Here is a 13,261-nt window from a genome sequence, read left to right as displayed (position 1 = left end):
CCTCAAGTTAAAGGTTTTAAGCAAGCTCTACAATTGTTGCAACACCTTGACCCCCGCCAATACACAGTGTGGCTAGGCCATTTTTCGCATTTCTTTTCTTCATTTCATGAATCAACGTGACTAGAATTCTTGCCCCACTTGCCCCAATTGGATGTCCAAGGGCAATAGCGCCGCCATTTACATTTAATATTTCTTTATTAAAATGAAGTTCACGATCAACGGCCAGCGATTGAGCAGCAAAGGCTTCGTTTGCCTCAATTAGGTTTAGATCTTCCATTGAAAGAGAAGCTTTTTCAAGTGCTTTTCTTACTGCAGGAACCGGTCCAATCCCCATAATACTAGGATCTACCCCTGCATTTGCATTGGCCTTTATCGTTACTAAAGGCTTAAGACCTAGCTCATCTGCCTTTTTCTTGCTCATGACCACTACAGCCGCAGCCCCATCATTGATTCCAGAAGCGTTTCCCGCTGTTACTGTGCCCTCTTTTTTAAATGCAGGACGTAATCCCGCCAATTTTTCTGCAGTTGTTCCTTTTTTCGGATACTCATCTGTATCAAAGACAATTGGGTCCCCTTTGCGCTGGGGAATGACAACTGGCACGATTTCATCTTTAAATCTGCCTGCTTCTATAGCCTCTACAGCTTTTCTTTGACTCCATGCCGAAAATTCATCCTGCTCATCTCGAGTAATGCTATATTTGCTCGCTAAATTCTCAGCAGTAATTCCCATGTGATAGTCATTAAACACGCATGTTAGGCCATCGGAGGTCAAGGTGTCTACTAATATCTGATCGCCCATTTTAAAGCCTTCGCGAGCATTTTTTAATAGATATGGTGCTTGGCTCATATTTTCCATTCCGCCTGCAACTACAATCTCAGCGTCTCCCGCCAAAATTGCCTGAGTTGCTAAGTGAACAGCCTTTAATCCAGAACCACAAACTTTATTAATCGTCATTGAGGAAACGCTTTCAGGAATTCCCGCTTGAATAGCCGCTTGTCTTGCTGGATTTTGTCCTAGCCCTGCTTGGAGCACATTCCCCATAATTACCTCATCTACTTGTTCCGGCTTTACGCCAGACTGTTCCAGCGCTCCTTTTATGGCTGCTGCTCCTAGTGCAGGTGCCGATACGCTTTTTAAACTGCCATTAAAATTCCCTAATGCCGTTCTAACAGCACTGATAATAACTACTTCTGTTTGGCTCATTTTCGATACTCCCTTCTAGCTTTTTACATTAACTATTTCTAGTTAAATATAGAAATTCCTCTTATTTTGTCAAAATTTCTATTATTCTTGATTTTTGTAATTTACCACCTCTACAATGAGAGTATGAATAGTTTGGAGGGAAAATGATGCTAAGTTTACCTAAAAAAGTGACGATAATTGAAGTTGGCCCACGAGATGGTCTGCAGAATGAAAAATTATTTGTACCTACTGATATAAAAAAACAATTCATTCATAGCTTAAGAAAAGCTGGTCTTCAGGAAATGGAATTGACGTCTTTTGTCTCCCCAAAATGGGTGCCACAAATGGGAGACGCTCCAGAAATTGTTGCGGAATGCCTTGATGGAAACGCGAGAAACTTTGTCCTTGCCCCAAACCGTAAGGGGATTGACCGGGTTTATTCTACTGATTGTAAGGCGGTGGCCGTATTTGTCGGTGTCAGCAACAGTTTTAATCTAAAAAACATCAATAAAACAACACAAGATAGTATGGCGGAGCTAAAACCCATCATCCAGGAACTAAAAGAAAAGAACTATTTTGTTCGTGCCTGTATCTCGACAGCCTTCTATTGTCCTTATGAAGGAAAAATAAATGAAACAGATACTGTAAAGCTTTGTTCTGAGTTTATCGAGGCTGGCGTGGATGAATTAAGTGTGGCTGATACCATTGGCATGGCTGCACCCAACGAAGCGTACTCCTTATTTTCACAGTTAAAAGAAAAGTTTTCAGACACCTTGTTAACCGCCCATTTCCACGACACACGAAAGCTTGCTCTTGCGAATATTTTTGCTTCCCTTCAGGCAGGTATTGACCGGTTTGATACGTCGGCTGGCGGTCTTGGCGGCTGCCCATTTGCTCCCGGGGCGGCAGGAAATGCAGCCACGGAGGATGTGGTGTATTTCCTTGAGAGGATGGGTATTGAGACTGGTGTGAGTTTGGAGAAACTTCTTGATGCGATTGAGATCGTTCGCCCACATCTTTCAAGACAAATTGAAAGCAGTTATTACCGTCTCCATGCGCAAACGGTCTAGATTATGTTTTTGTGAATAATCGGTCTTCCTGTAATGCATCTTAATAATTGAGACCATCTTGAAGGGAGACTTGGATTTATGAGCCAAAAGCGGGATAAAGGGAACAGCCAAAGCGGAAAAAACTACGCTGACACAGCTGGAGGCGGCAAACGAATGATTGCTGCCGAGGAACTAGAAAAAGCAATACATCCAACAAAAAGGCAAAATGCAGAGCAATAAAAAAAGCGGAAGCGCCTTGACCAGCCCCGACAGGCAAATGTTCTTCTGCAAGAAAAGTCGCTCTTTGACTTTACTTGCAGAAGGTTATTTGACCCGAGGGGCTAGGCGCTGAAGCTGGACAATTCTCAAAATCGAATTTTATTCTTCTTTTATTGATAGCAAAGCCGCTTTTTGGTATGAGCGGCTTTTTTTATGCTACAATTAAGATTGTCAATTTATGGGCGCTATAATGATAGCTTTCATATTCTATAGGAAATACTTCGGGAGGTGCCAATGGTGAGGAAGGCATTTCGAGCCCTGTTTATTGTGTTATTTTTCTGGTTATCTCTTGCTCTATACTTTACAAACCGTCTAATGTACATGAAGAAAAAAGATGAAGAGTTAATTTTAAGGCGGGAAAAGGAAGCTGGCAGGTATAAACCTGATGAGTTTGAGACTGTGCCGAAGCAGGAGGTGGATATTCCTTCTCCTTTTGGTTACATGATTAAAGGAGTCCTTTTAGAACCACATTCGACGAACCGGTATATCATTATCTCTCACGGCGTAACGGAGACAAAAATCAACTCGATTAAATATGCAAACCTGTTCCTAGAGAGAGGCTTTAATGCCTTTATTTATGATCATCGCCGCCACGGAGAATCCGGCGGAAAAACAACCAGCTTTGGCCACTATGAAAAATTCGACTTAAAAACGATTGTGGATTGGATGAAAAAAGAAAAAGGACCGAACCTAAAACTTGGTATTCATGGGGAATCAATGGGTGCTGCTACTATGCTGTTATATGCCGGACTTCTTGAGGACGGGGCAGATTTTTATATTGCTGATTGCCCATTTTCGGATTTTAAGGAGCAGCTGGCTTACCTTATAAAAAAAGACTTTAAGCTTCTCCCTGGACTCTTACTACCAATAGGAGATATTCTATTACGGTTTCGAGACAAATATTCTATCCAGAATGTATCACCCATTTCAGTTATTGAAAATATTAAACATCCTGTTCTGTTCATTCATAGTAAAAAAGATGACTTTATTCTCCCTACTATGACAAAGGATTTATTTGAGCAAAAAAAGGGGCCAAAAATGTTATACCTTGCTGAAAATGGACGCCATGCCCAGTCCTTTAACGAAAACCCCGCTGATTATGAACGCGTCATTGATGAATTCTTAGAAAAATACGTTCATCAGCCTTTATCAGTAAATTAAGAAAGGCGGAAGCGACTTGGTAGCCCCGACAGGCAAATGTTCTTCGGCAAGAAAAGTCCGCTTTTTGACTTTTTTTGCCGAAGGTTATTTGACCCGAGGGGCTAGGCGCTGGAGCTGGACAATTCTCAAAGTCGAATTTTATACATTTTTATCAAATTTAGAAAAAACAGACTGCCCATTTAGGATCAGTCTGTTTTTTCTTTCATAATAAGACTCATACGTCCATTTAAAATTTGCTGTGGACTTTTTAATTGAAAACAATTGGCTGTTGGAGAAAAATCAATTTTCATTTCATCGTCTAAAAAGACGGTTTTCGCTTTTTCCACATATACCGGTTGATCATTTGTTTCGATGGCTATGTCATCTTGTTCCAAGACAGGCACAAACCATAAAGCAATTACACCATTTACGGCACAACCGCAGCCATCTGTATCGTATTTTAATTTTAAAAACCCGTTGTGGTCTGCTGTTCTTTCATTAATTTTTTCGATTGCCGCTTCTGTAATATTAATCTGCATGTTTAAATCCCCTTTTTTAAGCATATCGTGATTGTAACATAGGTTTTATGTGATTTTTATTTTTTTGCTCGTCTTTTGTTGTTGCATTTTCCTTATATTCCAGTTATTCTCAAAGTTAATATGAAATTATAAAAGGGGTGCTTTCTTTGTCAAAAGTACAAATCAAAGTAAATGATAATGGTTCATTAAGAATTACAGGTGATGTAGAATTGATTGATGGCGAAGGTAACGTATATCCAGCGAAACCAGCCTTTTCCCTTTGCCGCTGTGGGTTATCAAACAATAAGCCATACTGTGACGGCTCGCATAAAGGGAAATTTGATTCGCAAGTACGTGTTCCTAAAGGGGAATAGAAAGCAAGTGGGCGGCCTTTCATTAGGACCGCTCTTTTTCTTTTATTTTGCTCTGTTAAACTTGTCTGTTGATTTCTACTCCAATCAACAGGATGTATAAATCAACACTGTTCTTTAACACAGCCTTTATTTCATAAATCCGTCAGTCTGATATCAGCGATATCCCTAACAGGAATACGATGTACTTCTCCAAATCGGTCAACGATATGAAGCCTTTGTTGCAGTTCATCCCAGTAATGGATTTTTCCAATGACGATTTCATAGTTACGATTCCGATAATGTGTAATGGTAACGAACTGATCAAACTCAACGGCTTCAGAGAGTACCTCGTTCATGAGCTCCAACTGCTGTTCATCCATTTCTCTTTTTTGTTCGTATCCGTCTTCCTTCACCCATTCCCTAAGCAATTTCACGTGCTCTGGAAGCATCATCGACGTCCATTTGATTTTCCCGCGGTCGCGAATCATGCGCTTCAACCTTCTTTCGTTACATTTTATGCCCTCCAACTAAGGTGGCCCGGTGCTTGGCGGTTCCTGCAGCTGTATAAGAAACTGCGCGCAGCAGAGAGCCTGCACCGAATCGTCTCCGGACAGCATCAACCACATAGCCCAGCTCTCTTCTCTTGTATGCACTCATATCAAAAAGATCAAGCTGCAGCTCGTGATCATCAATAATATTGCTAATAGCAATAGAAATTTGCCGTACCGTCTTTCCTGTATAATGCTCGTGAAACAATTCCAAACAAACACGGTAAAGCTCCATCGTCACATTTGTTGGCTGTGAAATGGTTCTTGAGCGATGAAAGCCGCCCCCAAATTCATCCTGACTGTACCCTATTCCAAGACTTATGGTTCTCCCCGCCTTTCGATGAGTTCTTGCTCTTCGTGCAACCTCTTCACATATTTCTAAGATGACGGCCTTAATCTCTTCTTCCTCTTTATAATCCCGTAAAAGAATTTGGCTTTTTCCAAAGCTAATTTGTCCCTGAATAATGGTTGCTCCCAAATCAGAAAGGTCCACTCCCCAGGCATGATAATAAAGTTGATTTCCCATAATCCCGAATTTCTTTTCTAGTTTTTCTAAGTCGTAGCGGGCCAGCTGCCCAACGGTAAAAATCCCCATACTATTTAAAGTTTTTTCCACACGCCTGCCAATTCCCCACATTTCTCTAAGCGGCGATACCTTCCAAAGCTTTGTCTGGACATCGTCATATGTCCACTCTGCCACTCCCTTTTTCTTTGCATCAAGATCCAGGCAAAGCTTTGCCATCAACATGTTGGGTCCAATCCCTACTGCACATGGCAACTGAAATTCCCGCTCAATATCATCCTTTATTTTTCGAGCAATCGTCTCAGCATCTCCCCACAAATGCTTAGCACCGTCCACTTTAATGAAACTTTCATCGACGCTATACGTATGAATGGCCTCTTTTGGTACATAGCGGTTAAACACACGCGAAATTTCTGTAGAAATACGTAAATACGTTGCCATCTTGGGCTCAACAATTTGAATCCTCGGATCTTCAGGAATTTCAAACATTCGTGACCCCGTTTTAATCCCAAATTCTTTTTTTAATCTTGGGGAAGCAGCAAGTACTATACTCCCTTGACGGTCCTTATTACCGCAAACAGCTAAATAGCAATTCAAGGGGTCAAGACCAAGCATGACAGCGGAGCAGCTTGCATAAAAGCTTTTCATATCCACACATAAGATTTTGTTTTGAGGCAGCGTACTGTAATCTACCATAGCGTTTCCCTCACATTTATTTTTTCGAACATTTGTTCCTTTTTATTATACTCATAATCATAAGCGAATATGCGTTCGTATTCAATGGGGATTTTTTGACAATTTTTCTTATAGTGATTAACTAAAAAAGCGTTATAATAATGGATGAGGTGTATGTTGGTGGAAAAAGAGCTGATAAAAAAAATGATTTTAAACTGTCTAAAGCAGTATTATTCAACTGAATCCATGCCTATTGGCGAAAAAGATTTAGAGGACCTAATCAATAGGATTTTGCTAGTAAAAGTAGAAGAACCAAAAGCAGATTTACACGAGATCATAAATGACACAGTTTATGAGTTTTTAACCGGGTGAAATTTAGACAAAATAAAAAGCCTCAAATCGAGGCTGGATTAATTACAATTATTTTGAGTTAAATGCTCTCTTGCCCAGACGCTCAAACAACCGAGGAAAGAGAACATAAACCACGCTTCCCATGTTCATCCAGCGCGGCAAATTGATTTCTCTTGTTTTCGTCAGCATGCTATTAACCACCTTACTTGCAACAAATTCAGGCTGAAGCATGTACCGCTGTACATTTTTTACATATGTGCCTTGTTCATCTGCAATGTCAAAAAAATTAGTAGCGATTGGTCCTGGATTAACGGCCGTTACTAGCACATTATAATCCGCAAGCTCCATTCTTAGCGCATTTGTATAACCAAGTACGGCATGCTTAGTAGCTGAGTATACACTTGATTTTGGCGTCGCAATCTTACCTGCCTGCGAGGCAATATTAATGATATGGCCAAAACGCCTCTCCCGCATCTTCGGCAGCACCATACTCGTGCATGCCATCAGCCCCACTACATTCACATCAAACATTCCCTTGATTTCATCCATTGATGCTTTATGTGCTTCACGAAAAATGCCGAAGCCTGCATTATTGACAAGAATATCAACCTGATCAGTCATTTCAAAAATCTGTTTAAATACCTTCTCTACCTGTGCCGTGTCAGATACATCAAGCAGAAAAACATTGACATTAACACGATAGGCTTCCTGAATTTCAGATTGAAGCTTCTCAAGCTTATCAATACTTCTTGCCAACAAAACAAGATTGGCACCGCTTGCTGCACATAGCTTAGCGATTTCTGCACCAATTCCTCCAGATGCACCGGTAATCACTATATTTTTTCCTTTTAATTGTTCCCTTCCCACTTAAACACCTCTACTCGCTTACTCCCGTTTCTCTATCTTTAAGTCGCCTTGTAGAGAACGGGCTGTTTATCATTACTACTAATTTCGCCGATAGAGGCTAAATAGTCAAGTTGAGCGACGGTTTCTGATATGGTAAGCATTAGTTCACGCTGATAGACGGTTGGAAACAGGCGCTTACAGATTTCAAATACAGTTAGTTCCTCCTCTTTCAGCCAATTTTTCACCGTCATCGCTCGTTCATGTTGTCGTGTGAGTCGTTTTTCTATTAGATCTTCCAACTCGTACACTTCTTCACCGTGACCCGTGTACACACAGCGGATCGGATACGCTAGCAGCTTCTTCATCGAATCATTGTGCTGAAGCTGTGGCTTTGGCCTTTCTTTTTCACCGGGTGCCGGCGGCTCAAGTAATGGGTTTGGTGAGATGTGAGCAAGAATCAAATCGCCACCAATTAGTACTCCATCCTTTTCTCGAAAAAGAGCAATTTGACTCTGAGCATGACCTGGGGTTTCAATTACCACCCAATCATTAAGCCCTTTAGGTCTCATCCCTTCAGAAAGATATCCGGTTAGTGACCGATTACAGGAATACTTCAGTGTTTTTCTGAGCTTAGAAAGGAAAGGAAAATACTCCTGCGGGAGACCAAACTCCTTAAAATACAACCGAAAAAACTCTTCTTGTTCTTGAAAAAAATCTTCAGTTGGATGTATCCAACGTTCATTCAATATATGACCATACACTTCTAACGAATCAGGAAAAAAGTCAAGCATTCCTGCATGATCCGGGTGATGGTGGGTAAGAATCACTTGTTCAATGTCCTTGGGGCTTAAATGTAAATTTGCCAGTTGCTCTTTTAATGAATTCCATGACTCTTCCGTCTTTACGCCTGCATCCACTAGTGTTAATCGATCACCTTTAATCAAATACCCATTGACATCGCCAACTGGAAAGGGTGTTGGTAATGTAATTTTAGCAATTCCATTTTTCCATTCTGTCATGATAAAAACCCCTTAATATTATTGTTAAATAAAGATATTCAAATATGTAGCTATGAACCGATTCCATCATATAATGTATAAATTAAAGTGTAGCGATTTATTCATAAATTGTCATTATTTCTGCATAACTTTTTAGAAAAAATAAAAAATTCTTACAATATTCTTCTTGACAGACAAGCCCTTTTTCTTGCATAATCACAATTAAAATTTGCTACGTTAAAGCGATGACTAAGGCCAGTAAATGAAAAATGGCAAAAGAGAGTGAAACCCATAGGCTGAAAGGTTTCTCTGCCCTCTTAATCATTGAACCTACCTTATGAGCACTTAGGAAAACCTAACGCACATCCGGCGTTATCGGAGTCAAGTGAATCCCTATTTACAATTATCTAAATAGGGATAAATGAAGGTGGTACCGCGGAAGCTAGACCTTTCGTCCTTTATGGATGAGAGGTCTATTTTATTTTACGGGAGAAAAAGGAGGAAACAAAATGAACAAAATGGCGATCATTGGTGCGGGCTCCATGGCTGAAGCATTCATATCGGGAATTCTTGATAATGATTTAATTGATAGGAAAAATATCTGGGTAACAAACAATTCAAATGAAGAAAGGCTTACAAGTCTTAGAGAACGATATGGTGTGAGCAGTACGTACGATTTGAATTCACTTTTCAACGGCGCAGATATTGTAATGTTAGCGATGAAGCCAAAAGATGTTGCAACAGCTATCCAGGCCATTCGTCAATATATAAATGAGAACATGTTAGTTGTATCCGTATTAGCAGGTGTATCCATGGACACAATTGAAACCTTAGCAAGAATACCGCTTGCAATTGTAAGATCTATGCCAAACACCTCAGCCGCTGTCGGCAAGTCAGCAACCGCAGTAGCAGTGAATCAGCGCGTTACTGAAGAGCAGCTAGAAGCAACCAGAAATCTTTTTAGTACGATAGGTTTAACTACATTTGTTGAAGAAGAACAATTAGATGCTGTCACAGGGCTATCAGGAAGCGGTCCAGCCTATATCTATTATTTGATTGAAGCAATGGAAAAGAGTGCGGTCGAAGTAGGTCTTGAAAAAGAAATGGCAAGCCAACTCATTGTTCAAACACTGATTGGAGCAGCAGAAATGGTTAAGAATTCATCTAAATCCTCCACACAGCTGCGCATGGATGTAACTAGCCCTGGTGGAACAACAGAAGCCGGCATGAAAGTACTCGAAGAAAACGGTGTGCAGCAAGCATTCATTTCTTGCATTAAGGCAGCCACTGCTCAATCAAAGAAAATGGGAGCGGCCTTACGTTCGCAACTTGAGACGGCGGACCAGACTTCCTAAATTGGATGTTTGGCCCCGTTTTCTATAAACTTATAAGAAAAAAGGCCAGGATGTGTGAGGCATGTTAACCGTAATATTTTCTTTAGGGATCCTTGTTTGGATTGTTTTTCTAGTTGATGCTTTTTTAGGTTTTCGTAAGCTAGATGCTCTTGAAAAGGAAGAGAGCCTAAAAGCAGGGCCACTATTGTCGGTTATAGTAGCAGCAAGAAATGAAGAAAAGCAAATAAAAGCAAGTATCATAAGCCAGTTGAATCAAAGTTATAGAAAGGTGGAATGGATTGTGGTAGACGATCGCTCCACCGATCAAACTGGAAGAATCTTGGACGATTTAAAAAAGGAAGATTCACGGATTAAGATTATTCATGTAAAAGAATTACCAGAAGGCTGGTTAGGAAAAAATCATGCATTATATAAAGGCTCTCAACTAGCCTCAGGAAAATGGCTATTGTTCACTGATGCCGATGTAAAGTACGAAAAAGAAGCATTCGCAAAGGCACTTCATTATGCTGAGAGACATAAACTTGACCATTTAACAGCAACGCCTAATTTACATGCAAACCATTTTTGGTTAAAGACCTTTGTAGCTTTTTTTCTATTTGGATTTTCCTATTTTAAACGTCCTTGGATGGCAAATAATCCAAAATCAAAGATTGGTACAGGAATTGGCGCATTCAATCTTATTTCAAAAGAGGCATATGAATCATTTGGAACACATGAAAAGTTAAAAATGCGGCCTGACGATGACTTGCAGCTAGGAATGAAAATCAAAAAGGCAGGCTATCGTCAAAGGATAGTCACTGCACTTCGGTTAATTGAAGTCGAATGGTATGGGAGTTTAAAGGAAGCATTTATTGGCCTCGAAAAAAATACGTTTGCTGGTTTAAATTATCAAGTAAGCATGGTATTTTTTTCGATATTTGGTGTATTTATCACCAATGTCCTTCCGTTCCTGACGATTTTTTCCGAAAACAAAACAGTCGCCCTATTAAGCTTAGGAAATATAGTTGCTAGTGGCATCCTATATGTGATGATTATAAGAAGAATGACGGTCTTTTCTCCTGTGCTGTTTCTGGTTTTCCCTATCACCGCTTTACTTTTTATTTATTCAATTATTCGAGCTAGCCTGCTGACCTTTAAACGCGGAGGGATCGTTTGGAGAGGGACTACTTACCGTTTGAGTGAGTTAAAGGACCACGACTGAAGCAGTATTGTACATTAAATTTATACCCTTTGCTATACTAAAGAAGGATTTAGTATGAAACAGGAGGGCTTTTGAGATGACAACCAAATTATTTTCTCCCCTTACTATAAAGGGAGTGACATTAAAAAATCGAATTGTTATGGCTCCAATGTGTATGTACTCCAGCCATAATGAAGATGGACTTCTTCAAAACTGGCACCGTACTCACTATACAAGTAGAGCAGTCGGACAGGTTGGTTTAATTATCGTTGAGGCAACTGCCGTTACTCCACAGGGCCGAATTTCTCCACAGGATTTAGGGATTTGGAGTGATGAGCACATTGATGGGTTCAAAGAGTTAAACACCCTAATGAAAGAACATGGCGCGAAAACAGGCATTCAGCTTGCCCATGCCGGCAGAAAAGCAGTATTAGAAGGTGAAATCATTGCACCCTCAGCGATTGCTTTCAATGAAAAATCGAAAGCTCCTAAAGAAATGACAGAAGCTGATATTAAAGATACAGTGGAAGCCTTTAAAACAGGGGCGGAACGAGCTGCCAAAGCTGGTTTCGATGTAATTGAAATTCACGGTGCCCATGGCTACTTAATTAATGAGTTTCTATCTCCGCTTTCCAACAAAAGGACGGATGAATATGGCGGCACTGCTGTGAACCGTTACCGCTTGCTGCGTGAAGTCATCGAAGCTGTGAAAACCGTTTGGGAAGGTCCTCTGTTCGTAAGGGTTTCTGCGAATGATTATCATGAAGAAGGATTAACTCCGGAAGATTACGTCTTATTTGCAAAGTGGATGAAGGAACAAGGTGTGGACTTGGTAGACGTAAGTTCTGGCGCAGTGGTACCAGCCCACATACATGTCTATCCAGGATATCAAGTGAAATATTCTGAAACGATTAAAAATGAAGCTGAAATCCCAACAGGTGCAGTCGGTCTCATTACCACAGGGATTCAGGCTGAGGAAATATTACAGAATGACCGAGCTGATTTAGTGTTCCTAGCACGCGAGTTGCTGCGTGACCCATATTGGCCACGAACAGCAGCCAAGGAACTTGGCGTCACCCTCGAAGGCCCTAAGCAGTACGAGCGAGGATGGGTATAAGAACAGAGAAGCACTTACCAAAATCGGTAAGTGCTTTTTTTTTAATGATAAGAAAGTATAAAATTCCTTCGAGAATTGTCCAGCTCCAACGCCTAGCCCCTCGGGTCAAATAACCTTCGGCAAGTAAAGTCAAAGAGCGACTTTTCTTGCCAAAGAACATTTGCCTGTCGGGGCTGACCAAGGCGCTTGCGCTTTTCTTACTTAAGCGGAATATGAATCTCTTTAAAATCTTCCGCGATATCTGTATTAGGAAAGGTTTCCATTGCTTCAGCCACTAACTCGCGCCACTCATTCCGGTCGTACCGTGAGCTGATATGAGTCAAACATAATTGCCTGCAGCCGGCCCTTCTAGCAATATCTGCTGCCTGATAGGTCGTTGAATGAAAGTATTCGAAGGCAAGTGTTTCCTCACCCTTTGAGAAGGTGGCTTCGTGGACTAATAAATCTGCTTCTTTAGCCAATTCCAATGCATTTTCGCAGTATCTTGTATCGCCTAGAATGGTGACCACTCTTCCCTTTTGCTCAGGACCCAGGAACTCATTTGGATGAATCACCCGTCCGTCTTCAAGAGTAATCGATTCCCCATTTTTTATTTGCCTAAAGATTGGTCCAGGCTTAACACCTGCTTCGATTAGCTTAACTGCAAGCAAGGTCCCCGGCCTGTCCTTCTCCGTGATGCGGTACCCATACGAAGGAATCCCATGTTCGAGCAGCCGAACTTCTACCACAAACTGCTCATCTTCAAAAATAACTCCCTCACTAATTTCAATAATGTCTAGCGGATATTTTAAGTAGGTCTGGCTTAAAGACAGACTCATCTCAATATATTGTTTAATCCCTTTTGGTCCATAAACAGTGACCTCTGACTCCCCACCTTGAAATGAACGGCTAGACAATAAACCGGGCAACCCATATATATGATCACCATGAAGGTGCGTAATAAAAATTTTTTCAATACGCCGTGGCTTAATAGATGTGTGTAAAATCTGATGCTGAGTTGCCTCCCCAACATCGAATAACCATATTGCCCCTCGCTCCTCAAGCAACTTCAAGGCTATAGATGTGACATTCCTTAGTTTCGCTGGCATTCCTGCTCCCGTACCTAGAAAAAATAAATCCAAATGGTATATCTCCTTTCTTACCGGT

The 13,261-nt window shown here is 40.9% G+C and carries 15 protein-coding genes; 8 read left to right on the top strand and 7 right to left on the bottom strand.

All coding sequences use genetic code 11. The annotated features are described in order from the left end of the window. Positions 1–16: 16 nt before the first annotated feature. Positions 17–1,204, bottom strand: a complete 1,188-nt coding sequence (locus tag QE429_RS10230; protein ID WP_307286900.1) for an acetyl-CoA C-acetyltransferase — start codon at positions 1,202–1,204, stop codon at positions 17–19. Between the two features lie 143 nt (positions 1,205–1,347). Between QE429_RS10230 and QE429_RS10225 the strand changes: the two genes are divergently transcribed. From QE429_RS10225 to QE429_RS10215, 3 genes are all read left to right on the top strand, one after another. After that, positions 1,348–2,253, top strand: a complete 906-nt coding sequence (locus QE429_RS10225; protein ID WP_307286899.1) for a hydroxymethylglutaryl-CoA lyase — start codon at positions 1,348–1,350, stop codon at positions 2,251–2,253. A 78-nt stretch (positions 2,254–2,331) separates the two neighbouring features. Then, a complete protein-coding gene (locus QE429_RS10220; protein ID WP_307286898.1) occupies positions 2,332–2,472 on the top strand; it encodes a hypothetical protein in 141 nt (46 codons plus the stop codon). 276 nt (positions 2,473–2,748) lie between these two features. Continuing rightward, positions 2,749–3,672 carry an alpha/beta hydrolase gene (locus QE429_RS10215; protein WP_307290761.1) on the top strand — a complete coding sequence of 308 codons (924 nt, stop codon included), beginning with the start codon at positions 2,749–2,751 and terminating at the stop codon, positions 3,670–3,672. Between the two features lie 185 nt (positions 3,673–3,857). On the opposite strand, the gene QE429_RS10210 is transcribed toward QE429_RS10215, so the two are convergent. Next, a complete protein-coding gene (locus QE429_RS10210) occupies positions 3,858–4,190 on the bottom strand; it encodes an iron-sulfur cluster biosynthesis family protein (protein ID WP_307286897.1) in 333 nt (110 codons plus the stop codon). Positions 4,191–4,336: 146 nt separating this feature from the next. Between QE429_RS10210 and QE429_RS10205 the strand changes: the two genes are divergently transcribed. Beyond that, entirely contained in the window at positions 4,337–4,543 is a 207-nt protein-coding gene (locus QE429_RS10205; protein ID WP_307286896.1) for a CDGSH iron-sulfur domain-containing protein, read from the top strand. A 131-nt stretch (positions 4,544–4,674) separates the two neighbouring features. On the opposite strand, the gene QE429_RS10200 is transcribed toward QE429_RS10205, so the two are convergent. Then, positions 4,675–5,010: a YolD-like family protein gene (locus tag QE429_RS10200; RefSeq protein ID WP_307286895.1), complete on the bottom strand. Its 336-nt coding sequence runs from the start codon at positions 5,008–5,010 to the stop codon at positions 4,675–4,677. A gap of 19 nt (positions 5,011–5,029) precedes the next feature. Continuing rightward, a complete protein-coding gene (locus tag QE429_RS10195) occupies positions 5,030–6,289 on the bottom strand; it encodes a Y-family DNA polymerase (RefSeq protein WP_307286894.1) in 1,260 nt (419 codons plus the stop codon). A gap of 159 nt (positions 6,290–6,448) precedes the next feature. Between QE429_RS10195 and QE429_RS10190 the strand changes: the two genes are divergently transcribed. Then, on the top strand, positions 6,449–6,640 hold the full coding sequence (locus QE429_RS10190; protein WP_307286893.1) for a YqzH family protein: 192 nt from the start codon (positions 6,449–6,451) through the stop codon (positions 6,638–6,640). Between the two features lie 48 nt (positions 6,641–6,688). Here the strand turns inward: QE429_RS10190 and QE429_RS10185 are convergent, their stop codons facing one another. Together QE429_RS10185 and QE429_RS10180 are read right to left on the bottom strand one after the other, a co-directional pair. Beyond that, positions 6,689–7,486, bottom strand: coding sequence for an SDR family NAD(P)-dependent oxidoreductase (locus QE429_RS10185; protein ID WP_307286892.1), 798 nt, complete (start codon positions 7,484–7,486; stop codon positions 6,689–6,691). A 38-nt stretch (positions 7,487–7,524) separates the two neighbouring features. Beyond that, positions 7,525–8,484, bottom strand: coding sequence for an MBL fold metallo-hydrolase (locus tag QE429_RS10180; RefSeq protein WP_307286891.1), 960 nt, complete (start codon positions 8,482–8,484; stop codon positions 7,525–7,527). Positions 8,485–8,972: 488 nt separating this feature from the next. Here QE429_RS10180 and proC point away from each other — a divergent pair, with 488 nt between their 5' ends. The 3 genes from proC to namA all read left to right on the top strand — a co-directional run bounded on the left by proC (position 8,973) and on the right by namA (position 12,115). Continuing rightward, on the top strand, positions 8,973–9,818 hold the full coding sequence (proC, locus tag QE429_RS10175) for a pyrroline-5-carboxylate reductase (protein ID WP_307286890.1): 846 nt from the start codon (positions 8,973–8,975) through the stop codon (positions 9,816–9,818). A 61-nt stretch (positions 9,819–9,879) separates the two neighbouring features. Continuing rightward, positions 9,880–11,019 (top strand): glycosyltransferase family 2 protein, encoded by a 1,140-nt coding sequence (locus QE429_RS10170; protein ID WP_307286889.1) that lies wholly within the window; start codon positions 9,880–9,882, stop codon positions 11,017–11,019. 76 nt (positions 11,020–11,095) lie between these two features. Beyond that, positions 11,096–12,115 carry an NADPH dehydrogenase NamA gene (gene namA, locus QE429_RS10165; RefSeq protein ID WP_307286888.1) on the top strand — a complete coding sequence of 340 codons (1,020 nt, stop codon included), beginning with the start codon at positions 11,096–11,098 and terminating at the stop codon, positions 12,113–12,115. 197 nt (positions 12,116–12,312) lie between these two features. Here the strand turns inward: namA and rnz are convergent, their stop codons facing one another. Continuing rightward, positions 12,313–13,236: a ribonuclease Z gene (gene rnz, locus QE429_RS10160; protein WP_307286887.1), complete on the bottom strand. Its 924-nt coding sequence runs from the start codon at positions 13,234–13,236 to the stop codon at positions 12,313–12,315. Between the last annotated feature and the right edge of the window lie 25 nt (positions 13,237–13,261).

The organism is Bacillus sp. SORGH_AS_0510 (genome assembly GCF_030818775.1).
GTDB lineage: Bacteria > Bacillota > Bacilli > Bacillales > Cytobacillaceae > Neobacillus.
This window is presented reverse-complemented; position numbering and strand designations above follow the sequence as displayed.